At 59.1% G+C, this 23,648-nt stretch carries 20 protein-coding genes; 7 read left to right on the forward strand and 13 right to left on the reverse strand.

Annotated features, from left to right (window positions below):
- From NMB39_RS19860 to fabB, 4 genes are all read left to right on the forward strand, one after another.
- Entirely contained in the window at nt 1-930 is a 930-nt protein-coding gene (locus tag NMB39_RS19860) for an ABC transporter substrate-binding protein (protein WP_057025727.1), read from the forward strand.
- Nucleotides 927-2,828: an ATP-binding protein gene (locus tag NMB39_RS19865; RefSeq protein WP_306957505.1), complete on the forward strand. Its 1,902-nt coding sequence runs from the start codon at nt 927-929 to the stop codon at nt 2,826-2,828. Before NMB39_RS19860 ends, NMB39_RS19865 begins: the two co-directional genes overlap by 4 nt.
- Nucleotides 2,829-3,077: 249 nt before the next feature.
- Entirely contained in the window at nt 3,078-3,593 is a 516-nt protein-coding gene (gene fabA, locus NMB39_RS19870; protein WP_003190035.1) for a 3-hydroxyacyl-[acyl-carrier-protein] dehydratase FabA, read from the forward strand.
- An 11-nt stretch (nt 3,594-3,604) separates the two neighbouring features.
- Nucleotides 3,605-4,825, forward strand: a complete 1,221-nt coding sequence (gene fabB, locus NMB39_RS19875; RefSeq protein WP_057025729.1) for a beta-ketoacyl-ACP synthase I — start codon at nt 3,605-3,607, stop codon at nt 4,823-4,825.
- A gap of 112 nt (nt 4,826-4,937) precedes the next feature.
- Here fabB and NMB39_RS19880 read toward each other — a convergent pair whose 3' ends face one another.
- Entirely contained in the window at nt 4,938-5,960 is a 1,023-nt protein-coding gene (locus tag NMB39_RS19880) for an amidohydrolase family protein (RefSeq protein WP_057025730.1), read from the reverse strand.
- A gap of 137 nt (nt 5,961-6,097) precedes the next feature.
- Here NMB39_RS19880 and NMB39_RS19885 point away from each other — a divergent pair, with 137 nt between their 5' ends.
- Together NMB39_RS19885 and NMB39_RS19890 are read left to right on the forward strand one after the other, a co-directional pair.
- Nucleotides 6,098-6,514, forward strand: coding sequence for an OsmC family protein (locus NMB39_RS19885; protein ID WP_043051254.1), 417 nt, complete (start codon nt 6,098-6,100; stop codon nt 6,512-6,514).
- 64 nt (nt 6,515-6,578) lie between these two features.
- Entirely contained in the window at nt 6,579-7,445 is an 867-nt protein-coding gene (locus NMB39_RS19890) for a pirin family protein (protein WP_494340179.1), read from the forward strand.
- A 497-nt stretch (nt 7,446-7,942) separates the two neighbouring features.
- Here NMB39_RS19890 and NMB39_RS19895 read toward each other — a convergent pair whose 3' ends face one another.
- The 4 genes from NMB39_RS19895 to NMB39_RS19910 all read right to left on the reverse strand — a co-directional run bounded on the left by NMB39_RS19895 (nt 7,943) and on the right by NMB39_RS19910 (nt 11,657).
- Nucleotides 7,943-8,671, reverse strand: a complete 729-nt coding sequence (locus NMB39_RS19895; RefSeq protein WP_306957503.1) for a dienelactone hydrolase family protein — start codon at nt 8,669-8,671, stop codon at nt 7,943-7,945.
- A 66-nt stretch (nt 8,672-8,737) separates the two neighbouring features.
- Nucleotides 8,738-10,642, reverse strand: coding sequence for a molecular chaperone HtpG (gene htpG, locus NMB39_RS19900; protein WP_367236897.1), 1,905 nt, complete (start codon nt 10,640-10,642; stop codon nt 8,738-8,740).
- 89 nt (nt 10,643-10,731) lie between these two features.
- Nucleotides 10,732-11,184: a PaaI family thioesterase gene (locus NMB39_RS19905; protein WP_057025733.1), complete on the reverse strand. Its 453-nt coding sequence runs from the start codon at nt 11,182-11,184 to the stop codon at nt 10,732-10,734.
- Nucleotides 11,181-11,657 (reverse strand): PaaI family thioesterase, encoded by a 477-nt coding sequence (locus tag NMB39_RS19910; RefSeq protein WP_057014096.1) that lies wholly within the window; start codon nt 11,655-11,657, stop codon nt 11,181-11,183. The genes NMB39_RS19905 and NMB39_RS19910 overlap by 4 nt, the downstream gene beginning before the upstream one ends.
- A gap of 157 nt (nt 11,658-11,814) precedes the next feature.
- Here NMB39_RS19910 and NMB39_RS19915 point away from each other — a divergent pair, with 157 nt between their 5' ends.
- On the forward strand, nt 11,815-12,072 hold the full coding sequence (locus NMB39_RS19915; RefSeq protein ID WP_057025734.1) for a hypothetical protein: 258 nt from the start codon (nt 11,815-11,817) through the stop codon (nt 12,070-12,072).
- A gap of 85 nt (nt 12,073-12,157) precedes the next feature.
- On the opposite strand, the gene NMB39_RS19920 is transcribed toward NMB39_RS19915, so the two are convergent.
- From NMB39_RS19920 to NMB39_RS19955, 8 genes are all read right to left on the reverse strand, one after another.
- On the reverse strand, nt 12,158-12,898 hold the full coding sequence (locus NMB39_RS19920; protein WP_057022231.1) for a DUF599 domain-containing protein: 741 nt from the start codon (nt 12,896-12,898) through the stop codon (nt 12,158-12,160).
- Between the two features lie 171 nt (nt 12,899-13,069).
- Complete coding sequence (gene brnQ, locus NMB39_RS19925) at nt 13,070-14,383, reverse strand: branched-chain amino acid transport system II carrier protein (protein ID WP_494340178.1); 1,314 nt, start codon at nt 14,381-14,383, stop codon at nt 13,070-13,072.
- 359 nt (nt 14,384-14,742) lie between these two features.
- Nucleotides 14,743-15,624 carry a succinate--CoA ligase subunit alpha gene (gene sucD, locus NMB39_RS19930; protein WP_003190013.1) on the reverse strand — a complete coding sequence of 294 codons (882 nt, stop codon included), beginning with the start codon at nt 15,622-15,624 and terminating at the stop codon, nt 14,743-14,745.
- Nucleotides 15,624-16,790: an ADP-forming succinate--CoA ligase subunit beta gene (gene sucC / locus NMB39_RS19935; RefSeq protein ID WP_003190011.1), complete on the reverse strand. Its 1,167-nt coding sequence runs from the start codon at nt 16,788-16,790 to the stop codon at nt 15,624-15,626. Before sucC ends, sucD begins: the two co-directional genes overlap by 1 nt.
- Nucleotides 16,791-16,994: 204 nt before the next feature.
- Nucleotides 16,995-18,440 (reverse strand): dihydrolipoyl dehydrogenase, encoded by a 1,446-nt coding sequence (lpdA, locus tag NMB39_RS19940; protein WP_043051007.1) that lies wholly within the window; start codon nt 18,438-18,440, stop codon nt 16,995-16,997.
- A 99-nt stretch (nt 18,441-18,539) separates the two neighbouring features.
- A complete protein-coding gene (gene odhB, locus NMB39_RS19945) occupies nt 18,540-19,802 on the reverse strand; it encodes a 2-oxoglutarate dehydrogenase complex dihydrolipoyllysine-residue succinyltransferase (RefSeq protein WP_494340177.1) in 1,263 nt (420 codons plus the stop codon).
- Nucleotides 19,803-19,846: 44 nt separating this feature from the next.
- A complete protein-coding gene (locus tag NMB39_RS19950; protein ID WP_043051005.1) occupies nt 19,847-22,678 on the reverse strand; it encodes a 2-oxoglutarate dehydrogenase E1 component in 2,832 nt (943 codons plus the stop codon).
- Nucleotides 22,679-22,940: 262 nt separating this feature from the next.
- Nucleotides 22,941-23,645, reverse strand: a complete 705-nt coding sequence (locus NMB39_RS19955; protein WP_034118919.1) for a succinate dehydrogenase iron-sulfur subunit — start codon at nt 23,643-23,645, stop codon at nt 22,941-22,943.
- Between the last annotated feature and the right edge of the window lie 3 nt (nt 23,646-23,648).

The raw sequence follows: 23,648 nt of genomic DNA on the forward strand, positions 1-23,648 counted from the left end.
ATGGGCGATCAGTCACGGATGACCCTCTTCTTGATTCCACTGCGCTGGTGCCGCGGCGTGCTGCTGGCAGCCCTGCTGCTGGCGACCCCGGCGTGGAGCGCCGACATCCTGCTGACAGCAGTCCAAGACAGTGCCGGCGTACAAGCCTTTACCCAGGCCCTTGCGCAACAGCGCCCCGAAGACCAGATCACCTTCACCCCGCTCAAGGACTTGCCAGCGCCGAGCCGTTTGCCCGCCAGCACCCGCTTGATCCTCCTCGACTTGCCCGGCCTGGATTGGCGTCTGCAGGACGCTCAAGGCCCGCCGACCCTGGTGCTGCGCATCAGCCGCCTGCAGGCCCGACAACGCCTGGGCGACACGCATCCGGCGAAGATCAGCCTGCTGTGGAGTGACCCGCCGCTGGAACGTCAGTTGCACCTGATCGCCAGCATCCTGCCCCAGGCCCACCGCATCGGCGTGCTTTACGGTGCCGACAGCGAGTTCCTGCTTCGCGAACTGATGCAGTTCGCCAAACCCATGGGCCTGGAAATCGTGCCGCAACGATGGAATAACACCAATGACAGCCGTGCGCTGCAGACCCTGTTCAAGAACAGCGACGTGCTGCTCGGCCTCGACGACCCAAAACTGTACAACCCCAAAACTGCAAAAAACCTGTTGCTGAGCAGCTACGCCCAACAACTGCCACTGGTGGGCCCCAACGCCGGGTTTGTCAGGGCCGGTAGCCTGGCCAGCACCTACAGTGATCAGCCCGACTGGCTCGCCGTGCTGGACCGCCTGCTGGACCATGCGCCGGCCAATTGGCCGCACACCTTGTACCCGGAACACTTCAAAGTCGTGGGCAACCCGCAAGTCGCGCGCTCACTGGGCATCGAACAGGTCGATGAAGCCGCCGTCGCCGCCCGCTTGGCCGAAGGAGAAAAACGCCCATGACCTTGCGTCGTCGTTGGGATATCAACACCCGCACCCAGCTCATTACCCTGGGCCCCGCGTTATTGCTGACCCTGCTGTTGATCAGTTTCTTTACCTTCGTGCGTATCCAGGATTTGCGCCAGGAACTGGATCACACCGGTCAACTGATCGCCAACCAGCTGGCGCCCGCTACCGAGTACGGGGTGATTTCCGGCAACAACGATGTGCTCGAATCCCTGCTGCGCGCGACCTTGGCCACGCCTCACGTACGCTTCCTGGAGATTCAGGACAGCGCCGAAAACATCCTGGTGTATGTCGAGCAACCGTCGGAGAAGCATGACCGCTCTCTGTCGGTGAAAGTGTTCCAGGCGCCGATCCGCCTGCAACATATCGAGCTGGGCAATGACTTCTTCCAGGACAACCTCAAGGGCCCCATGGCACCCCGCGCGGATTACCTGGGCCGGGTGATCGTCGGCATGTCCAACGACGCGTTCAGCCAGCGCCAGCAACAGATCCTGTTCAAGGCCGGGATCCTGGCGCTGTTCGCCCTGCTGTTCACTTTCCTGCTGGCGCGACGCCTGGCGGCGAGCCTGTCGCAGCCGATCAGCGCCATGGGCAACGCGGTCAAGGCGATCCAGCAGGGCGACTACAAGACCCCACTGCCGATTGTCGATGACTCGGAGCTGGGCGACCTGTCGCGGCATATCAACAACCTGGCCGAGGGCCTCAACCAAGCCAGTCGCGAACAGCAACAAGCCATCGCCCAGTTGATCCAGACCCGCGAGGAAGCCGAGCGTGCGAACAACGCCAAATCGGAATTCCTGGCGATGATGAGCCACGAACTGCGCACGCCCATGAACGGTGTGCTGGGTATGCTGCAACTGCTGGAAACCACCGAGATGACCGAAGAACAGACCGAGTACGCGGCGCTGGCTTCCGAGTCCACCGAGCACTTGCTCAAGGTGATCAACGACATCCTCGACTTCTCACGCATTGAGCGCGCCGCACTGGAACTGGAACATATTTCCTTCAACCTGGCGGACCTGATCAACAGCTGCGCCCAGGCCTTCCAGCACAGCGCCCAGCAGCGCGGGCTGACCCTGGAGTTACCGATTCCTGCGGGCATGGAAGCCCTGCAAGTGCGGGGCGACCCGACACGTATCCGGCAGGTACTGGTCAACCTGATCGGCAACGCGTTGAAATTTACCGAACATGGCAGCGTGACCGTCGAGCCCCATTGGCAAACCCTGGACCACGAACTGGTCTGGTTCACCTGCACGGTGCGCGACAGCGGAATTGGCATTTCTGCCGAACGCCTGGAGCTGATGTTCGATGCGTTCCAGCAGGCCGACAGTTCCATTTCAAGACGTTACGGCGGCACCGGCCTGGGGCTGCCAATTGCGCGCACCCTGGCCGAGCGCATGGGCGGCACCTTGCGGGCCCGGAGCGAAGAAGGCCGGGGCTCGGTGTTTACCCTGGAAATCCCGCTGGCTATCGACCAGCAACAGGTGCAGGCCATTGCTCCAGACGCCGTTGGCAAAACCAGTGCCGGTGACGGACGCCACGTGTTGCTGGTGGAAGACAACCCGGTCAATCGCACAGTGGTCGAAGCAATGTTGCGCAGCCTGGGTTTTGAAGTCAGCCTGGCCACCGATGGCGCCGAGGCGATCCGCAGCGCCGAGAGCCTGATTTTCACCGCCATCCTGATGGATTGCCGCTTGCCGTTGATCGACGGCTACGAAGCCACTCGACAGATTCGCCAACTGCCCGGCTGCGCCGATCTGCCGATTATCGCCCTGACGGCCAACGCATTGCAGGGTGACCGCGAAGCGTGCCTGGCAGCCGGAATGAACGATTACCTGGCCAAGCCGTTCAAACGCACGGATTTGCAGGAAATCCTGCAGCGCTGGGTGCAATAGCGCCGCGCCATCAGCCAACTCTGACTGGCGTGAAAGACGAAAGTGCGGCAGTCTTAGGCACCCGAACGGGCCGATAAACAGGCCCGGTTTAAAATTTCAGTGAACAAGTGTACATTCAGTACCTTGCCGCTGTGACTTTCACTACAACGCAATAGTCTATGTGTAGGCTGCCGCTATGAGGCATGAACGCTTCATTCGGTTCGGGAAGATTTACCCTACCCTGCCGCATGGGATTATTGAGGAGCTCGCATGACCAAACAAAACGCCTTTACTCGGGAAGACCTGCTGCGCTGCAGTCGCGGTGAGCTGTTCGGCCCAGGTAACGCGCAACTGCCCGCCCCGAACATGCTGATGGTGGATCGCATCACCCATATCAGCGAAGAGGGTGGCAAGTACGGCAAAGGTGAATTGGTCGCCGAGCTGGATATCACCCCGGACCTCTGGTTCTTCGCCTGTCACTTCGAAGGCGACCCTGTGATGCCAGGCTGCCTGGGCCTCGATGCCATGTGGCAACTGGTCGGCTTCTACCTGGGCTGGCAAGGCCTGCCGGGCCGCGGCCGCGCCCTGGGTTCGGGCGAAGTGAAGTTCTTTGGCCAGGTCCTGCCGAGCGCCAAGAAAGTCACCTACAACATTCAAATCAAGCGCGTCCTCAAGGGCAAGCTGAACCTGGCCATCGCCGACGGTTCGGTGACTGTCGACGGACGCGAGATCTATACTGCCGAAGGCCTTCGGGTCGGCGTATTCACTTCCACTGACAACTTTTAAGGGTTATCCGCATGCGCCGCGTCGTTATCACTGGTCTGGGCATCGTTTCTTGCCTGGGCAATGACAAAGAGACCGTCACCGCTAACCTGCGTGCAAGTCGCCCTGGCATCCGCTTCAACCCGGAATATGCCGAAATGGGTCTGCGTAGCCAGGTTTCCGGCTCCATCGACCTGCCCCTCGAAGAGCTGATCGATCGCAAGATCTATCGCTTCGTCGGCCACGCTGCCGCCTACGCCTACCTGGCCATGAAAGACGCGATCGCCGATTCCGGCCTGAGCGAAGACCAGGTGTCGAACGTACGTACCGGCCTGATCGCCGGCTCCGGCGGCGCATCGACCCTCAACCAGATGGAAGCGCTGGACATCCTGCGCGAAAAAGGCGTGAAACGCGTTGGCCCTTACCGTGTCACGCGGACCATGGGCAGCACCGTTTCCGCCTGCCTGGCCACGCCATTCCAGATCAAGGGCGTGAACTACTCGATCTCCTCCGCGTGCGCCACCAGTGCCCACTGCATTGGTACTGCCGTTGAGCAGATCCAGCTGGGCAAGCAGGACATCGTATTCGCTGGCGGCGGTGAAGAAGAACATTGGAGCCAGTCGTTCCTGTTCGACGCCATGGGCGCACTGTCCACCCAGTACAACGAAACCCCGGAAAAAGCCTCCCGTGCCTACGACGCCAAGCGTGACGGTTTCGTCATCGCCGGCGGTGGCGGCATGGTGGTGGTCGAGGAGCTGGAACACGCCCTGGCCCGTGGCGCAAAGATCTATGCGGAAATCGTTGGCTACGGCGCAACGTCCGACGGCTACGACATGGTTGCACCAAGCGGCGAAGGTGCCATCCGCTGCATGCAGATGGCCATGGCCACCGTGGATACCCCAATCGACTACCTGAATACCCACGGCACCTCGACTCCGGTCGGTGACGCCAAGGAAATGGAAGGCGTACGTGCGGTATTCGGCGACAAGGCGCCGGCCATCAGCTCCACCAAGAGCCTGTCCGGTCACTCCCTGGGCGCTGCCGGCGTTCACGAAGCGATCTACTGCCTGCTGATGATGGAAGGCAACTTCATGGCCGGCTCGGCCAACATCGAAGAGATCGACCCGGTCGTTGCCGACATGCCGATCCTGACCAAGACCGTAGAAAACGCTAAGATCGACACTGTGATGAGCAACAGCTTCGGCTTCGGTGGCACCAACGCCACCCTGGTACTGAAACGCTGGCAGGGCAAGTAAGCCCCGCAGGCCAAGTCACCTGAAAAAGCCCCGACTGGTTCGGGGCTTTTTTATGGGTGAACGCAAAGACCGAGGCGCCTGCTTCGCACCGGTCAAGGCAACAAACGCACTATCAGGGTGTGACGCCATTGCGAGGCGACTTGGGCAGTATCGCCAGGAAATTATCCCGCGCCACCTTGCGGGCCACGTCCTCGGGCAACGCATCGAGAAACGGGTCGAAGCGGCGCATTTCCTTGCCCAGCTTATTGAAACGCCCGACCACATCAGACCCCAGCATAAAGCGCTCTGGAAAGCGCTCCACCAGTTTTACCCACTCCGGCCGAGGCTGACCCGCCTCATCCAGCAGATAAGGCGTGAGCATGCTCCAGGACAGGTCGATATACAGGTTGGGGTACGCCTCGAGCATGCGGTTCAAGGTGGGCAGCAAAAAGTCCATCTGCACCTGATGCCGGTGGATTTCCTTGCTCGTGCCGGCATGGGCCCAGATAAAGCGTGTGTGTGGGTGGTTGCGCAACGACTCCTCGACTTCCGCGAGATACAGCGGATTACGCTCGCGCTTGGAGGTAATGTTGGAATGCAGCATCACCGGCAGGTCGTTTTCGGCGGCCAGATGATAGATACGCGTCATCGCTTCGTTGTTGGCGCGGGGCGTATCACCGGAAGTCAGGGCGGTGAGGTCGTCGTGGCGGGTGAACACTTCACCGATGCCCTGCCACAATCCGGGGTTGAGGTCGAGCATTCGCTGGATATGGGCAGCGGAGTTCTTGTCGTTGGGATTGAAGCCGGCCAGGAACGGATGAAAGTGTTGGCGTTGCTCGGGGGCCAGCTTATTGACCGCTGCCGCGACAATCACATCAGTGGCACTGTACCAATAGGCATCGGCGTCATCACCGGCGTAGTAGCGCGGGCGCTTGGGCTCATCTTCGTGCCATTTCTTGGCCACGGGGATACCGGAAATCATCACATGCTCGATGCGGTTTTCGGCCATCGCCTTGAGCAGTTTGTCCATGCCTGCCGTTTCCTGGAAAAAATCCACGTAGTGCAGGTGCGCGTCACTGTAGGCATAGTCGCGGGCCTGCGCGGCAAGGCTGGCGGCAACGAGCAACAAGGCAAGACTCAGGCGGGTCCGAAGCACGGTAACACCTCAATTAGGCTAATACGGGTAGACCTTGCGCCAGTCATCCCGGTTCAGCACGGAAAAACGGGAACACTCGGGCGCCAGCATGCTCTATAACTGCATGACCTTCATCCTGCCCTCTTGTGAGGTTCGCCATGCCTGTTACCGTCAATACACTGAACGCTGAAAACTTCCGTCACAGCGTCAATATCAACAACCACGAGCTGTTTACCGACCTGCCCAAGAGCCTGGGTGGCGACGACTCGGCGCCCTCCCCCCACGATTATTTCGATGCTGCGCTGGCGTCATGCAAAGCCTTGACGGTCAGGCTCTACGCGCAGAAGAAAGATATCCCGCTCACCGGCGTGACCGTTGAAGTAACTCACGACGCCGCCGAAGAGCAAAAAGGCAAATACAAACTCAGCGTCAAATTGACCCTCAAGGGTGTATTGAGCGATGAGCAGCGCGAGGAGTTGCATCGCGTTGCAGACAAGTGCCCGGTGCACAAGCTGATGACCACCGCCGAAATCAGCATCGAGACGAAATTATCGGAAGGTGCCTTCAGCGCATAGCGCCAACTTCCCATCGAGCGGGTTATGCTCAGCCGCATCCAACCCGCTCAAACAGGGATGCTCCATGACCACCCTCACCGTGATCCGCCCCCGCGCCGAAGATGTCGAAGGCCAGCCGATCCTGCGCCCGCTGCCCTCCCGTGAATGCCGCAGCGTCGGGCCCTTTGTGTTTTTCGACCATATGCTGCCGACCCGCTATGCACCAGGCACGGGCATGAATATCCGCCAGCACCCGCATATCGGCCTGTCCACCCTCACCTACCTGTTTGAAGGCGCCTTGCAGCACAAGGATAGCCTCGGCTCGGACCAGGTGGTGCAGGCCGGTGATGTCAGCTGGATGACCGCGGGTAGCGCAATTGCCCATGTCGAGCGTACCCCCGAAGCGCTCAAGACCAGTGGTTTCAGCCTGCATGGCCTGCAAGTGTGGCTGGCCTCACCCAAGGACCACGAGACCGGGCCTGGCCACTACAGCCATCACCCTGCGGCGAGCTTGCCGGTGAGCGATAACCTCGGTGTGCAGGTGCGCCTGATCGCCGGTGATGGCTTCTGTCTCAAGTCTCCGGTGCCGGTGCTCTCGCCGACACTGTATGCCGAGGTGCAGATGCAGGTGGCTACCACCTTGCTGGTTCCCGATGAGCATGAGCAACGCGCGGTGTATGTGCTGGAAGGTGATGCGCAGCTCGACGGCGAGCCGCTGGCAGTGCATAGCCTGGTGGTATTGCCGTCAGGGCAAGAGATGACACTGTTTGCCGAAACAGATTGCCATGTGATGGTGTTTGGCGGCGCGCCACTGGATGGGCCGCGGCGGATCAACTGGAATTTCGTGGCGAGCGATCCGGCGATGATCGAGCAGGCACGGCAGCGGTGGGCGGCTGGGGATTGGCCGACGGTGCCGGGGGAGTCAGAAAGAATTGAATTGCCTGTTAGATAGTCATCGGGAGCAAGTCGAATCGTCGCACCGCCCCCCCACATTTTTGACTGTATTCACAGTTCAAGTGTGGGAGGGGGCTTGCCCCCGATGGCGGCCTGACAGCCGACCAGAATGTTGGATCAGACCGAGTACATATCCGTTATTTGGGCAACGGCCACTATTGGTTCCGCTTTTACAGCGGGTCACTTTGAAAAGCGCAAAGTAACCAAACGCTCTTGCCCCACCACTCGGCACCTCGCCCAGGCTCGGTGTGCCCGTAATCCGCCATGGATTTGGGAGGCCGCCGCCACGCGCCATCCATGGCGCGGGGCGGCTAAACCGGCATCCCTGCCGGTTTACCCCCCAAATCCATGTCGAATTCCGGCCAGCGTGGTTTAACGGGGCGCCTAAGATCAAAAGCCAGATCAAGAGCAAGATCAAGAGCGGCTCGCTGCGCATCGTGGTTACCGGGGAGCTACACAATGTGTAGATACCCATGCCCCGATAGGGCTGAGCAATCAGCCCTTGAACACTTCATCCAACAAGTTATGCATCGACTGGAACGCCCGTGCAGCGGTCTTGGCGTCGTACATCATCTTGCCCGGCACATTGGCCTCAGGGTCGGTGAAGGAATGCACCGCGCCACCGTAGCTCAGCAACTGCCAATCCACACCCGCCGCGTTCATTTCATCTTCGAACGCCGGCAGTTGTTCTTTGGGCACCAACGGATCGGAAGCACCGTGCAAGACCAGCACCGAGCCCTTGATGTTATTCGCATCCGCCGGATTTGGCGTGTCGAGGGTGCCGTGGAACGAGATCGCCGCCTTGAGCGGCGCCCCAGTACGCGCCAACTCCAGGGAGCAGCAACCGCCGAAGCAAAAACCGAAGGTCGCCAGCTTCGACGTATCGACGGCCGCATCGGTCTGGCCTTGCAGCTGCTCAAAGGCCGCTTGCATGCGCTTGTTCAGCAGCGGGCGGTCATTTTTCAGTGGCATCATCGCCGCGCCGGCTTCATCGCCATTGCTCGGACGCACGGTTTGCCCGTAGAGGTCGGCAATCAGCACCACGTAGCCTTTGCTGGCGACACGCTTGGCGATCTCCTCGGCGCCCACACTCACCCCCATCCAGTTCGGCGCCATCAACAGCCCCGGCAGGGGGGCCTTGTGACTGGCATCGAACGCCAGGCGGCTTTCATAAGACTGACCATCAATCTGATAGACCACGGAACGTACAGTGACTTGGCTCATCATTTTCTCCAGTTGAGGTGCGGTAAAACGAAAAAACCCGCCGAAGCGGGTTTTTCTACGCGGGTATTAAACCGACAGTTCAACCAACAGCTTGTTCAGACGGCGCACATAGGCGGCTGGATCTTTCAGGCTGTCGCCGGCTGCCAGGGCGGCTTGGTCGAAGAGAATGTGCGATAGATCGCCAAAACGCTCTTCGTTCTGCTCGCCATCAAGTTTCTCGATCAGCGGGTGAGCCGGGTTGAATTCGAAGATCGGCTTCGAATCCGGCACTTTCTGGCCGCTGGCCTCGAGGATCTGGCGCATCTGCATGCCCAGGTCCTGCTCGCCGATGGCCAGGATCGCCGGGGAGTCGGTCAGGCGATGGGAAACCCGTACTTCACTGACCGCATCCCCCAGGGACGCCTTGATCCGCTCAACCAGGCCTTCTTTGGACTTGGCGACTTCCTCGGCTTCTTTCTTCTCTTCCTCGGAGTCCAGGTTACCCAGGTCCAGGTCACCACGGGCGACGTCGACGAAGGATTTGCCGTCGAACTCGGTGAGGTAGCTCATCAGCCACTCATCGATACGGTCGGTCAGCAGCAGCACTTCGATGCCTTTCTTGCGGAAGACCTCCAGGTGCGGGCTATCCTTGACGGCTTCGTACTTCTCGCCGGTCAGGTAGTAGATCTTGTCCTGACCTTCCTTGGCCCGGGCCAGGTACTCGGCCAGAGACACGACCTGCTCTGCATCGCTGCCTTGAGTCGAAGCAAAACGCAGCAAGCCGGCGATTTTTTCCTTGTTGGCGAAGTCTTCCGCCGGGCCTTCCTTCATTACTTGGCCGAAGTTCTTCCAGAAGCTCTTGTATTGCTCAGGTTCGTTCTTCGCCAGTTTTTCCAGCATGTCGAGCACACGCTTGGTCAGCGCCGACTTCATGGAATCGATGATCGGGTCTTTCTGCAGGATTTCCCGCGACACGTTCAACGACAAGTCGTTGGAGTCGACCACACCTTTGATAAAGCGCAGGTACAGCGGCAGGAAGGATTCGGCCTGGTCCATCACGAACACGCGCTGCACATACAGCTTCAAGCCTTTAGGTGCTTCACGCTGGTACAGGTCGAACGGAGCACGAGCCGGCACGTAGAGCAACGAGCTGTATTCCAGCTTGCCTTCGACCTTGTTGTGGCTCCAGCTCAGCGGGTTTTCGTAGTCGTGACCAATGTGCTTGTAGAACTCCTGGTATTCCTCGTCCTTGATTTCGGTACGCGGACGGGTCCACAGGGCGCTGGCACGGTTAACGGTTTCCCATTCCTCGGCCGGCTTCTCTTCGCCTTCGGCAGCGGTTTGCTCCTTGGGCAATTCGATCGGCAATGCGATATGGTCGGAGTATTTCTTGATGATGTTGCGCAGGCGCCAGCCATCGGCGAATTCGTCTTCGCCGGATTTCAGGTGCAGCACGATGCGGGTACCGCGGTCTGCCTTATCAATGGTGGCGATTTCGAACTCACCCTCACCCTTGGAAGCCCAGTGCACGCCTTCGCTGGCGTCGAGCCCGGCACGGCGGCTGAACACTTCGACCTTGTCGGCAACGATGAAGGCCGAGTAGAAGCCCACGCCGAACTGGCCGATCAGATGCGAATCTTTTTTCTGGTCTCCCGAGAGGTTCTTCATGAAATCCGCAGTGCCGGATTTGGCGATAGTACCCAGATGGGTAACCGCCTCTTCACGGCTCATGCCGATACCGTTGTCTTCGAGGGTGACGGTCTTGGCGTCTTTGTCGTAGCTCACGCGAATTTTCAGTTCCGCGCCACCTTCCAGCAACTCCGGCTTGGACAGGGCTTCGAAACGTAATTTGTCGACAGCGTCAGAGGCGTTCGAGATCAATTCGCGAAGGAAGATTTCCTTGTTGGAATACAGCGAATGGATCATGAGGTGCAGCAGCTGCTTCACCTCGGTCTGGAAGCCCAGGGTTTCCTTTTGAGTTTCCACACTCATGGTCATCAAACTCCAATTGGATGGCAATGGCCGCGCCCTTGAGGGTTGGCGGCGGGTTGTCATCAAAGTTGGGGGCTAAGACCAGGATTTCAAGGGCGGGCCAGATCCTCAATCTTGAAATGTGCACGGGCGGTGGCAATCGGTTCGGCCGGGGTGCTCTGCCAGGCGGTGATCGCCACATTCGCCACACGGCGGCCCTGGCGCCATACCTGGCATTTGGCATAAGTGTCGCGAAACTGGCCGGCGCGCAGGTAATCCAGGGAGAAGTCGATAATCTTCGGCAGGCTCGGAGCGCCGGTAGACACCAGCAGATGCATCGCCGCCGACAGCTCCATAAAGCCGGCGATCACCCCGCCATGCAACGCCGGCAATATCGGGTTACCAATATTGTCTTTGTTGGCCGGCAGGCGAAACAACAGCTCATCCCCCAACCAAGTGCATTCGACACCGATAAGCTTGGCATAGGGCACCAAGTCCAGAAGTGCGTCGTAATTGCCGCGAGCGAGGGCCTGCTCCAGGCGGGTCTTGAACCGATGGGTCATGCCTGCTCTCCCCTGACCGTGCTGCCTAGCCCCTGCGTGCCTTTGAGACGCTTGCCCATGCGCATGAACGTGCCCACGACGTGGGCGATGGGCTGTTGCGGGTCGTCCTGGTAGGCCACCCCCCGGGTAAAGATCACATCAGTGGTGACCCGGTAGCATTGGGCAAAGCCATAGACCGGTTTATGGGGCTGGGCCGGGTGCATGTAGTCGATGCGCAGGTCCAGCGTCGGGCACACTTCGAATTCGGCTAATACGCACAGGGTGGCCATGCCACAGGCCGTATCCATTAAAGAAGTCAGCGCGCCACCATGGATCACCCCGGTCAGGGGATCACCGACGATATGCGGGCCGTAAGGCAGCACGAGGGTCATGCCCTCCTCACTGGCAGCATGCACGGCAACACCCAGCACCTGGCAGTGACGCAGCGCCGAAACAAAGCGAGCGGCACGCTCTAACAAGGGGTTTTCGGTCATTGGTTTTAGACTCTTATTAGTGTGAATCCGGCGGACTAAAAACGCCGAAAAAAGTTTCTGTGCGAAAAGGTATATATATCTGTGGGATAAAAGGAACTAATGCTGGCCCATTAGGCTCGAAAGGCCAGTAGATATCTTCAATAAGGAGAAACACCCCATGCGCAAGACATTAGCTATTTCCATGATGCTGGCCGCTGCCCTCGGCCTGGCTGCCTGCGACAAGAAATCCGAAGACAAAGCCCAAGACGCTGCTGCTCATAAAGAGCAAGCTCAGCAAGACATGACTAAAGCACAGGATAAAGTGAACGACGCTGCGAAAGAAAACGCCGATGCTGCCAAAGCTCAGGCTGAAGCTAACGAAGCTGCCGCAAAAGAAGCTGCACCTGCCGCACCAGCAGAGCCTGCCAAGCCTTAATAGGCTGGTCTGATTCCGCAAAAAAAAGCCCGCTTAGATAGCGGGTTTTTTTTGTCTGCTTATTTTGCGCCGGGCATAGGCGTGATCAGAGCGCGGCCTCTTTGACCGACTCCGGCGCAGACATATCGGTCGGGGTATAGACCATCACTTGCAGCACCGCGGAATGAAACTCTCGGTGATAGAGCACCAGGACCACCCCGCTGCTCATCAACATGAACAGCCAAGGGCTGACAAACCAGGCCAGCATGGTCATGCCGAAATAATATGAACGCAGCCCAAGGTTGAATTGGTTGGCCGCCATGGAAATCACCCGTGCCGCCCGGGACGCGAACGCCTTGCGCTCCTGTTCCGAGACTTGTCGCTCACCGATCATCGGCGCCGAACCCACCAGCACCGCCGCAAAGTTGTACTGGCGCATACACCAGCTGAAGGTAAAAAACGCATAGACAAATACCAATGCCAGGCAAAGCAATTTGATCTCCGACATCCCGCGGGACGCCTGCTGCACCATGGGAATGTCCGCCAGCAACGACACCGCCCGTTCGGAAGCGCCGAGCACAGTGAGAATACCGGCGAGGATGATCAAGGTGCTGGAGGCAAAGAACGAGGCATTGCGTTCCAGGTTGCCGATCACGCTGGCGTCGGCGATGCGGTTATCGCGCAATAGCATGCGGCGCATCCAGTCTTCGCGGTACAGATGCAGCACGCTGGCCAGACACGCGGTGTCACGGGCTTTCCAGGTGGCGTAACGGGTATAGCCGCCCCAGCAGAGAACAAACCAGAGGGCGGCGAGAAGGTGAGCTTGATTGGTTTCAACGAACGACATGCAGGTCCTATTACATGAGAGGGTGTGGCGAACGCGGTCAAATGCGGGAGGTGGGGTAAGCCCTCTTTCACTCTTACCGGGTTACAACTTTAGAAATATGTAACCTCATACTCATAAAAAATGCCCCGTATCGATTGATACGGGGCATTTCAATACAGCCTCAAACAACTGTTATGCGATGGCTTCGCTACGCTTGCCGAGCAGGCGGTCAACCACCACTGCCACGACCAGGGTCATCACCGAGGGCACCAGCCAGGCCAGGCCTTGCTCGCTCAGCGGTAAGTGTGTCAGTTGCGCCGGCATCCAATCCGCCAGGCCCGCCCCCTTGAGTGCGTCGATGCAGCCAAAGATAAATGACACCAGCATCACCGGCCCGACGATACGCCCCTGCTCCTGCCAGAAATCCTTACAGAAGCTCAGCGCCACTAGCACGATGCACGGTGGATAAATGGCGGTGAGTACCGGAATCGAGAAGGCGATCAGCTTGGTCAGGCCCAGGTTGGACACGAACAGCGAGAACAACGCCAGGATCACCACCAGGGTCTTATAGGACAGCGGCAGGATCTTGCTGAAGTACTCGGCGCAGGCGCAGGTCAGGCCCACGGCGGTGACCAGGCACGCCAGGGAGATCAATACGGCGAGGAAGCCGCTGCCCAGGGAGCCGAACGTATGTTGCACATAGGCGTGCAGTACCGCTGCGCCGTTGCTGGCGCCAGCTGCCACGGCATGACTGCCCGAGCCCAGGCGGAACAGGCTGACGTACACCAGCGCCAGGCCCACGCCGGCAATCAGCCCGGCAATGATCGCGTAGCGGGTGATCAGCTTGGGCGACTCGACACCCCGGGAGCGGATCGCGTTGACGATCACGATGCCGAACACCAGGGCGCCCAGGGTATCCATGGTCAGGTAGCCATTGATAAACCCTTGGGAGAACGGCGCGGCGACGTATTCCGTAGTGGCAACCCCTACTTCACCGGCCGGCAAGGCAAACGCGGCGATACCGAGGATGGCCAGGGCAACGATCTTCAGCGGTGCGAGGAAACGACCTACGGTGTCCAGCAACCGGCCTGGATACAGCGAGACGAAGAACACCACCAGGAAATACAGCGAGCTGTAGAGAAACAGCGCCAACGGACTTTCACCGGTCAACGGCGCAAGCCCCACTTCAAAGGATACCGTCGCCGTACGCGGGGTCGCGAACAGCGGCCCTACCGCCAGGTACGCCGCTGCCGCCAGCAGGCCACCGGCGATCTTGCCGATCGGGCTGCTCAGCGCATCCATGCCACCACCGACCTTGGCCAGGGCAATCACGGTGACCACCGGCAAACCGACCGCAGTGATCAAAAAGCCCAGCGCCGCCATCCAGACATGGGGCCCGGACTGCAAGCCAACGATAGGCGGGAAGATGATGTTGCCGGCGCCCACGAACAGGGCAAAGGTCATAAAGCCCAACGCCAGGATATCCTGGCTTTTCAACACTTTCATTTGAGGAAATACCACACTACTGAATCGGAATTTAGAGAGGGCTTCCCTATGGATGAGGGAAATGCTGCCGGCCCTGATGGGGGCTGACCGTAACCAGCGCGCAGCTTCCTTTTGGGATGCGGACGCATAAAGAGGCGGCTAGGGTACAGAATTAGGCTGACAAACGCACTGTTGCGGGGCGCTCTGTCCGATAAGCGACATTCAAATGTCGCGTTTTCATACTTAACTTGGCAATACAAACAAAAAATGTGCGAGGGGCGGTGCGCCCCTCCCACATTTAATTTTCACCAACCTCCAGAATGCACAAAGGCCACCCGAAGGTGGCCTTTGTGTGGTGAAGCGTCAGCTAAGCGCGAGGCTTACTTGACAGCCCAACCAGTCAGCTCGGCCAGGGCCTTGCCGATGTCTGCCAGCGAACGCACGGTTTTAACACCTGCGTCTTGCAGAGCAGCGAATTTCTCGTCTGCAGTGCCTTTGCCGCCAGAGATGATTGCGCCAGCATGGCCCATGCGCTTGCCCGCAGGGGCAGTCACACCAGCGATGTAGGAAACAACCGGCTTGGTCACGTGTGCCTTGATGTAGGCAGCCGCTTCTTCTTCAGCCGAACCGCCGATCTCACCGATCATCACGATCGCTTCGGTCTTCGGGTCTTCCTGGAACAGCTTCAGGATGTCGATGAAGTTCGAGCCTGGGATCGGGTCACCGCCGATGCCGACGCAAGTCGACTGACCGAAACCGGCGTCAGTGGTCTGCTTCACAGCTTCGTAGGTCAGGGTGCCGGAACGGGAAACGATACCGACTTTACCTGGCAAGTGAATGTGACCGGGCATGATGCCGATCTTGCATTCGCCTGGGGTGATCACACCTGGGCAGTTAGGGCCGATCAGGACTACGCCCAGCTCGTCGCACTTAACTTTAGCGTCCAGCATGTCCAGGGTAGGAATGCCTTCGGTGATGCACACGATCAGCTTGATGCCGCCGAATGCCGCTTCCAGGATCGAGTCCTTGCAGAAAGGAGCTGGAACGTAGATTACGCTGGCGGTGGCGCCAGTGGCTTCTACCGCTTCTTTCACGGTGTTGAACACTGGCAGGCCCAGGTGCTCGGTGCCGCCTTTGCCCGGTGTTACGCCGCCAACCATCTGGGTGCCGTACTCGATGGCTTGCTGGGTGTGGAAACTACCTTGCGAACCGGTAATACCCTGGCAGATAACTTTGGTGTCTTTATTGATCAGGACGCTCATTACTTGCCCTCCGCAGCTTTGACAACTTGTTGAGCAGCGTCGGTCAGGCTGGTAGCCGCGATGATGTTCAAACCGCTTTCTGCCAGTACTTTAGCGCCCAGTTCAGCGTTGTTACCTTCAAGGCGCACAACAACCGGGATTTTGACGCCGACTTCTTTCACTGCACCGATGATGCCTTCGGCAATCATGTCGCAACGAACGATGCCGCCGAAGATGTTGACCAGTACTGCAGCGACGTTGGAGTCGGACAGGATGATCTTGAACGCTTCGGTAACTCGTTCTTTGGTAGCGCCACCACCTACGTCGAGGAAGTTGGCTGGCTTGCCGCCATGCAGGTTGACGATGTCCATGGTACCCATGGCCAGGCCAGCACCGTTGACCATGCAACCGATGTTACCTTCCAGGGCTACGTAGTTCAGTTCGAACTTGGCAGCGTGCGCTTCGCGCGGATCGTCCTGGGACGGATCGTGGAAAGTCTTCAGCTTAGGCTGACGGTACATGGCGTTGGCGTCGATGTTGATCTTGGCGTCGAGGCAGTGCAGATCGCCGTCAGCCTTGATCACCAGCGGGTTCACTTCCAGCAGGGCCAGATCGTGATCCTGGAACAGTTTGGCCAGACCTACGAAGATCTTGGCGAACTGGGCAACTTGCTTTCCTTCCAGACCCAGTTGGAACGCCAGTTCACGACCCTGGAATGGCTGGGCGCCAACCAGTGGATCGATAGTGGCCTTCAGAATTTTTTCTGGGGTTTCGTGAGCGATCTTCTCGATGTCCACGCCACCTTCGGTGGAAGCCATGAATACGATGCGACGGCTCGAACGGTCAACGACAGCGCCCAGGTACAGCTCTTTAGCGATATCAGTGCACGATTCAACCAGGATCTTGGTGACTGGCTGGCCATTGGCATCAGTCTGGTAAGTCACCAGACGCTTGCCCAGCCACTGCTGTGCGAAGGCCTTGGCGTCTTCTTTGCTGCGAACCAGCTTGACGCCGCCCGCTTTACCGCGACCACCGGCGTGGACCTGGGCTTTGACCACCCACTCACTGCCGCCGATTTTGTCGCAAGCTTCTGCTGCTGCTTCCGGGGTGTCTACTGCGTAGCCCTTGGAAACTGGCAGGCCGTATTCAGCGAACAGCTGCTTACCCTGATACTCGTGAAGATTCATGCTTTTTACCGTCTTCGTTAGGTACTGCGCATTCGGCGCTGCGCTCATTATGAGTGCCGCGCCACCTGTGACTGCTGCTTGCGCAACTTGCTGGGCTCAAGGCCCGTAAAGCTGCGCAAGGCTGCGTCCAGCGGATATTCCGCGGTGAGTCTTGCGCGCAAGGCTCACGACGGGCAACTCCGCCGTGGTTTCTTATTATCTCGCTTAGCGCTTCTTCTTGTTGGCGATGTGGATGGCGCCGCCATTCACTGCCAACGCGGCTTCATGCAGCGCTTCGGACAGGGTCGGATGGGAGAAGACCATCATGCCGATGTCCTCGGCACTGGTGCCGAATTCCATGCCGATCGCGCCCTGCTGAACCAGTTCTGCAGCGCTTGGGCCAATCACGTGAACGCCCAATACGCGGTCAGTCTTGGCATCAGCGATGACCTTGACAAAACCACCGGTGTCGTTGGCTGCCATGGCACGGCCAGAAGCAGCGAACGGGAAGGTGCCGACGTTAACTTCAACACCTTCGTTTTTCAACTGCTGTTCGTTCTTGCCGACCCATGCAATTTCCGGGTGGGTGTAGATAACCGATGGGATCAGGTCGTAGTTCATCTGGGTCTTGTGGCCCTTGATGCGCTCGACAACCATGATGCCTTCTTCGGAAGCCTTGTGCGCCAGCATCATGCCGCGAACCACGTCACCGATGGCGTAAACACCTGGAACAGCGGTAGAGCAATGATCATCGACATGGATGAAGCCACGTTCGTCGATCTCTACACCGCTGTCGGAAGCCAGCAGGTCGTTGGTCACCGGACGGCGGCCAACAGCCACGATCAGCTTGTCGAAGGTGATGGTCTGCTCGCCATCCTTGTCGGTGTAGGTCACCACGACTTCTTCGCCGTTGACCTTGGAGCCAGTCACGCGAGCGCCGAGCTTGATGTCCAGACCTTGCTTGGTCAGGGTTTTCAGCGCTTCTTTGGACACGGCGGTGTCGGCAGCCAGCAGGAACGTGTCCAGGGCTTCCAGCACGGTGACCTTGGAACCCAGGCGGGACCAGACCGAACCCAGCTCCAGGCCGATCACGCCGGCGCCGATCACGCCCAGGCGCGCAGGCACGGCTTGGAATTCCAGGGCGCCGGTCGAATCAACGATTACGTTTTGGTCAACCGGAGCCGGTGGAATGTCGATTGGGCGCGAGCCTGGGGCCAGGATCACGTTTTCGGCTTCGATGACTTCAACCGAACCGTCCGGCTTGGTGACTTCGACTTTCTTGCCGGCCAGCAGCTTGCCGTGGCCTTGGATGGACGTCACGCCGTTGGCCTTGAACAAGGTGGCAACGCCGGAAGTCAGGCCCTTGACGATGTTGGCTTTGCGACCAACCATGGCAGGAACGTCCATGCGCAGGGTCTCACGGCTGATCCCTTGGATACCGTGAATGGCCAGGCCGTCTTGGGCTTCGTGGAATTTCCAGGAGCTGTCCAGCAGCGCCTTGGAAGGAATGCAGCCAACGTTCAGGCAGGTACCGCCCAGCGCCAGCTTACCTTCCTTGTCGGTGTATTTTTCGATGCAGGCAGTCGAGAGGCCCAGTTGCGCGGCCTTGATGGCGGCAACATAGCCGCCAGGGCCTGCACCAATCACTACAACGTCAAATTTCTGTGTCATGAAAATAGATCCTCTATTTGCGACAAGCTTTTAGCCACAAGCCGCAAGCCAAGCTGCTTTTTCCTACAGCTTGTAGCTCGCAACTTGCGGCTGCTTCTATCAGATGTCCAGGAGCAGGCGAGCCGGGTCTTCCAGCAGGTTCTTGATGGTCACCAGGAACGTCACGGCTTCTTTACCGTCGATCAGGCGGTGATCGTAAGACAGTGCCAGGTACATCATTGGGCGGATCACGACCTGGCCATTGATGGCCATCGGACGCTGGATAATGTTGTGCATGCCCAGGATCGCGGCTTGCGGTGGGTTGACGATCGGCGTCGACATCATCGAACCGAAGGTACCACCGTTGGTGATGGTGAAGGTACCACCGGTCATCTCGTCGATGGTCAGCTTGCCGTCACGGGCTTTCTTGCCGAAGCCGGCGATGCCGCCTTCGATTTCAGCCAGGCTCATCAGCTCGGCGTTACGCAGTACCGGAACCACCAGGCCACGGTCGCTGGACACGGCAACGCCGATGTCTGCATAGCCGTGGTAGACGATGTCGCTGCCGTCGATGGAGGCGTTGACTGCCGGGAAGCGCTTCAGCGCTTCGGTGGCCGCTTTGACGAAGAACGACATGAAGCCCAGGCGCACGCCGTTGTGAGACTTCTCGAACAGATCCTTGTACTTCGAACGCAGGGCCATGACTTCGGTCATGTCGACTTCGTTGAAAGTGGTCAGCATCGCCATGTTCGACTGGGCTTCAACCAGACGCTTGGCGACGGTGGCACGTACACGGGTCATCGGTACACGCTTCTCGGTGCGGTCGCCGGCAGCGAACACAGGAGCAGCGGCAGCCGGAGCAGCAGCCTTGGCAGGTGCGGCAGCCGGGGCGTTTTTCTTGGCTTCAACGGCAGCAACCACATCTTCCTTGGTCACGCGGCCGTCTTTGCCGGTGCCCTTGATGGAAGCCAGGTTGATGCCGTTTTCATCAGCCAGTTGACGTGCAGCCGGTGCAGCGATTGGATCTTCGCCACCGGTAGCCGGTGCGGCGGCAGGCGCCGAAGCGGCAGGCGCAGCAGCCGGAGCAGCAGCGGCCGGCGCAGCAGCCGGAGCAGCAGCGGCCGGCGCGGCGGCAGCGCCGCCCTCTTCGATCGAGCCCAGCAGTTGGTTGGACAGTACGGTGTCGCCCTCATTGGCACCATCAGCGATTTTGCCCAGCACGCCGTCAGCTTCAGCCAACACTTCGAGTACGACTTTGTCAGTCTCGATGTCAACGATCAGCTCGTCACGCTTGACGGCGTCGCCTGGTTTCTTGTGCCAGGTGGCAACGGTGCCATCGGCAACCGATTCCGGGAATGACGGGGCTTTGATTTCGATAGCCATTATCTGTAGGTCCTTAAAATTCGGTTTCAGTCAGCGCGAAGGCGTTAAACAGTGAAAGCATCTTGCAGCAGTTTTTCCTGCTGCTCGGCGTGCATCGACGCATAACCACAGGCAGGTGCAGCAGACGCATCACGACCGGCGTACTCCAGGCCCAGGGCCTTGTTGTGGTTGCCGATGCTGCGACGCAGATGATGCTGGCTGCTGTACCAGGCGCCCTGGTTCATCGGTTCCTCCTGACACCACACCACGTTCGTGAGGTTGGTGTAAGGCGCGATGATCTCCATGAGGTCATCTTCCGGGAACGGATAAAGCTGCTCGATACGCACGATAGCAATGTCTTCGCGGCCTTCGGCACGGCGTTTTTCCAGCAGATCGTAGTAGACCTTGCCGCTGCACAGGATCAGGCGAGTGACCTTGGCGGCGTCCAGTGTGTCGATCTCTGGAATCACGGTCTGGAACGAACCTTCGGCCAGGTCTTCCAGGGTCGAGACGGCCAGTTTGTGGCGCAACAGCGATTTCGGCGTGAGTACCACCAGCGGCTTGCGCAGCGGGCGGATCACCTGGCGACGCAGCAAGTGGTAGATCTGCGCCGGGGTGGTCGGCACGCACACCTGGATGTTGTGCTCGGCACACAGCTGCAGGTAACGCTCCAGACGGGCCGAGGAGTGCTCAGGGCCCTGACCTTCATAACCGTGTGGCAGCAGCATGGTCAGACCGCACAGACGGCCCCACTTGTGCTCGCCGCTGGTGATGAACTGGTCGATCACCACCTGGGCACCGTTGGCGAAGTCGCCGAACTGGGCTTCCCAGATCACCAACGCGTTCGGCGTGGTGGTCGAGTAGCCGTATTCGAACGCCAGTACGGCTTCTTCGGACAGGAACGAATCGTACAGGTCGAAACGTGGCTGGCCTTCGTACAGGTGTTGCAACGGAATGTAGGTGGAAGCGTCTTTCTGGTTGTGCAGAACCGCGTGACGGTGCGAGAACGTACCACGGCCGATGTCCTGGCCGGTCATGCGGATCGGGTGACCTTCGAACGCCAGGGTCGCGTACGCCATGGTTTCAGCGTAACCCCAGTTGATCGGCAGGCCGCCGGCTTGCATCTTCTGACGATCTTCGTAGATCTTCGCCACCTGGCGCTGAACGACGAAACCTTCGGGAATTTCCAGCAGCTTGGCAGACAGCTCCTGCAAGGTCTTCAGGTCGAAGGACGTATCGTGACGCGCAGTCCAGGTGTGGCCCAGGTACGGACGCCAGTCAACGAACAGCTCTTTGTTTGGCTCCTTGACCAGGCTTTTTACTACATGCAGGCCATTGTCCAGGGCGTTGCGGTATTCGTCGACTTTCGCCTGGACACGCTCATCATCTACCACGCCGGCCTTGGTCAGGCTTTCGGCGTACAGCTCACGAGTGGTGCGCTGCTTGGTGATCTGCTGATACATCAATGGCTGGGTGCCGCTTGGCTCGTCCGCTTCGTTGTGACCGCGACGGCGGTAGCAAACCAGGTCGATCACCACATCACGCTTGAACTGCATGCGGTAGTCGACAGCCAGCTGGGTCACGAACAGCACGGCTTCCGGGTCATCCCCATTCACGTGCAGGATCGGCGCCTGGATCATCTTGGCAACGTCGGTGGCGTACTCAGTGGAGCGCGCATCCAGCGGGTTGCTGATGGTAAAGCCGACCTGGTTGTTAATGACGATGTGAACGGTACCACCGGTCTTGAAGCCGCGAGTCTGCGACATCTGGAACGTTTCCAGGACCACGCCCTGACCGGCGAATGCCGCGTCACCGTGGATGGAAATCGGCAGGACCTTCTCACCGGTGGCGTCGTTACGACGATCCTGGCGAGCACGTACCGAACCCTCGACCACTGGCGAAACGATTTCCAGGTGGGATGGGTTGAACGCCATGGCCAGGTGAACTTCACCGCCGGTGGTCATCACGTTGGACGAGAAGCCCTGGTGGTACTTAACGTCACCGGAACCCAGCTCGACCTTCTTCTTGCCTTCGAACTCGTCGAACAGCTCACGCGGGTTCTTGCCGAAGGTGTTGACCAACACGTTCAGGCGACCACGGTGAGCCATGCCGATCACGACCTCCTTGGTGCCGTAGGAACCGGAACGCTGGATCAGTTCGTCGAGCATCGGAATCAGGCTCTCGCCGCCTTCCAGGCCGAAACGCTTGGTGCCTGGGTATTTGGTGCCCAGGTATTTCTCCAGGCCTTCGGCTGCGGTCACGCGCTCCAGCAAGTGGCTGCGCACATCGGCGGACAATACCGGACGGCCACGCACGCCTTCCAGGCGGTGCTGGAACCAGTGGCGCTGCTCGGAATCGGTGATGTGCGTAAATTCAGCGCCAATGGTGCGGCAATATGTCTGCTGCAACGCTTCGTGAATTTCGCGTAGGCTCGCTTCCTCTTTGCCGATGAACAGGTCGCCGGCACGGAAGGTCGTATCAAGATCGGCATTGGTCAAGCCGTAATGATTGATCGACAGGTCTGCAGGTGCAGGACGCTGCCACAGCCCCAGCGGGTCAAGCTGGGCTGCCTGGTGGCCACGCATACGGTAGGCCTGGATCAGTCGCAGTACTTCAACTTGCTTCTTCTCATGCTCGCTGCTCACGCTGCCGGCGGAAACCGGCTGGGCGCGGCGCTGGTTCTTTGCCAGCAGCACGAACTGATCGCGAATTGTTGCGTGCGATACATCGGTGGCAGCGTTGCCGTCTGAAGACAACGTCTGAAATTTGGTGCGCCATTCTTCTGGCACAGCGTTAGGGTCGTGCAGGTAGAGCTCATAAAGCTCTTCCACATAGGCAGCGTTACCACCTGAAAGATAGCCGCTGTTCCACATGCGCTGCATCACGCTTTCTTGCATGCTTGGTCACCCTCGATTTGGGGACACCACCGGCGAAAACACCGAGTCTGCTTGCAAAAGGCCAAGTGCAGCGACCAAAACAAGCCACCTAGGATCACGCTGATAGTTCGGGTACCAACCCGAATGCCCCTGCTTGTCTCATTTCTTCAAAATAAGAGCCGCGGCTTTGTAAGTCGCTGCTCAAGTTAAAACTACGGCGCCGGTTGAAGCCTGCGCCGCAGCATTTACGGGCACAACGGTCCTGCTATTACTACAACGTCAGTTACACACCGCTCTGCAGCAGCATGTTACGGATGTGACCAATAGCCTTAGTCGGGTTCAGGCCCTTGGGACATACGTTGACGCAGTTCATGATCCCGCGGCAGCGGAATACGCTGAACGGGTCATCCAGCGAAGCCAGGCGCTCGGACGTCTTGGTATCACGGCTGTCTGCCAGGAAGCGGTACGCTTGCAGCAGGGCAGCAGGGCCCAGGAACTTGTCCGGGTTCCACCAGAAGGATGGGCACGAAGTCGAGCAGCAAGCGCACAGGATGCACTCGTACAGGCCATCGAGCTTTTCACGCTCTTCCGGGGACTGCAGACGCTCGATGGCCGGAGCCGGCGTGTCGTTCTGCAGGAACGGCTTAACTTTCTCGTATTGCTTGTAGAAGATGCTCATATCGACGACCAGGTCACGGATAACCGGCAAACCTGGCAGAGGACGAACGATCAGCTTGTTACCTTTGACAACAGCGGACAGCGGCGTGATGCACGCCAGACCGTTCTTGCCATTGATGTTCATGCCGTCGGAGCCGCAGACACCTTCACGGCAAGAGCGACGATAGGAGAAACCCTCGTCCTGCTCCTTGATCAGGGCCAGCACGTCCAGCACCATCAGGTCTTTACCACCGGTATCGACCGAGAATTCCTGCATGAACGGCGCGGCGTCCTGATCAGGGTTGTAGCGATAAACACTGACTTTCAACATGGC

The organism is Pseudomonas sp. FBCC-B545 (genome assembly GCF_059134095.1).

Excerpts from the sequence above, each read along its gene's own strand:
- NMB39_RS19895 (WP_306957503.1), bottom strand. The coding sequence starts at position 8,671 with ATGAGCCAAGTCACTGTACGTTCCGTGGTCTATCAGATTGATGGTCAG.
- NMB39_RS19860 (WP_057025727.1), top strand. The coding sequence starts at position 1 with ATGGGCGATCAGTCACGGATGACCCTCTTCTTGATTCCACTGCGCTGG.
- sucD (WP_003190013.1), bottom strand. The coding sequence starts at position 15,624 with ATGAGCGTCCTGATCAATAAAGACACCAAAGTTATCTGCCAGGGTATT.
- NMB39_RS19920 (WP_057022231.1), bottom strand. The coding sequence starts at position 12,898 with ATGTCGTTCGTTGAAACCAATCAAGCTCACCTTCTCGCCGCCCTCTGG.
- brnQ (WP_494340178.1), bottom strand. The coding sequence starts at position 14,383 with ATGAAAGTGTTGAAAAGCCAGGATATCCTGGCGTTGGGCTTTATGACC.
- fabB (WP_057025729.1), top strand. The coding sequence starts at position 3,605 with ATGCGCCGCGTCGTTATCACTGGTCTGGGCATCGTTTCTTGCCTGGGC.
- NMB39_RS19950 (WP_043051005.1), bottom strand. The coding sequence starts at position 22,678 with ATGCAAGAAAGCGTGATGCAGCGCATGTGGAACAGCGGCTATCTTTCA.
- NMB39_RS19915 (WP_057025734.1), top strand. The coding sequence starts at position 11,815 with ATGCGCAAGACATTAGCTATTTCCATGATGCTGGCCGCTGCCCTCGGC.
- NMB39_RS19890 (WP_494340179.1), top strand. The coding sequence starts at position 6,579 with ATGACCACCCTCACCGTGATCCGCCCCCGCGCCGAAGATGTCGAAGGC.
- NMB39_RS19910 (WP_057014096.1), bottom strand. The coding sequence starts at position 11,657 with ATGACCGAAAACCCCTTGTTAGAGCGTGCCGCTCGCTTTGTTTCGGCG.
- lpdA (WP_043051007.1), bottom strand. The coding sequence starts at position 18,440 with ATGACACAGAAATTTGACGTTGTAGTGATTGGTGCAGGCCCTGGCGGC.
- sucC (WP_003190011.1), bottom strand. The coding sequence starts at position 16,790 with ATGAATCTTCACGAGTATCAGGGTAAGCAGCTGTTCGCTGAATACGGC.
- NMB39_RS19905 (WP_057025733.1), bottom strand. The coding sequence starts at position 11,184 with ATGACCCATCGGTTCAAGACCCGCCTGGAGCAGGCCCTCGCTCGCGGC.
- odhB (WP_494340177.1), bottom strand. The coding sequence starts at position 19,802 with ATGGCTATCGAAATCAAAGCCCCGTCATTCCCGGAATCGGTTGCCGAT.
- NMB39_RS19865 (WP_306957505.1), top strand. The coding sequence starts at position 927 with ATGACCTTGCGTCGTCGTTGGGATATCAACACCCGCACCCAGCTCATT.
- htpG (WP_367236897.1), bottom strand. The coding sequence starts at position 10,642 with ATGAGTGTGGAAACTCAAAAGGAAACCCTGGGCTTCCAGACCGAGGTG.
- NMB39_RS19885 (WP_043051254.1), top strand. The coding sequence starts at position 6,098 with ATGCCTGTTACCGTCAATACACTGAACGCTGAAAACTTCCGTCACAGC.
- fabA (WP_003190035.1), top strand. The coding sequence starts at position 3,078 with ATGACCAAACAAAACGCCTTTACTCGGGAAGACCTGCTGCGCTGCAGT.
- NMB39_RS19955 (WP_034118919.1), bottom strand. The coding sequence starts at position 23,645 with ATGTTGAAAGTCAGTGTTTATCGCTACAACCCTGATCAGGACGCCGCG.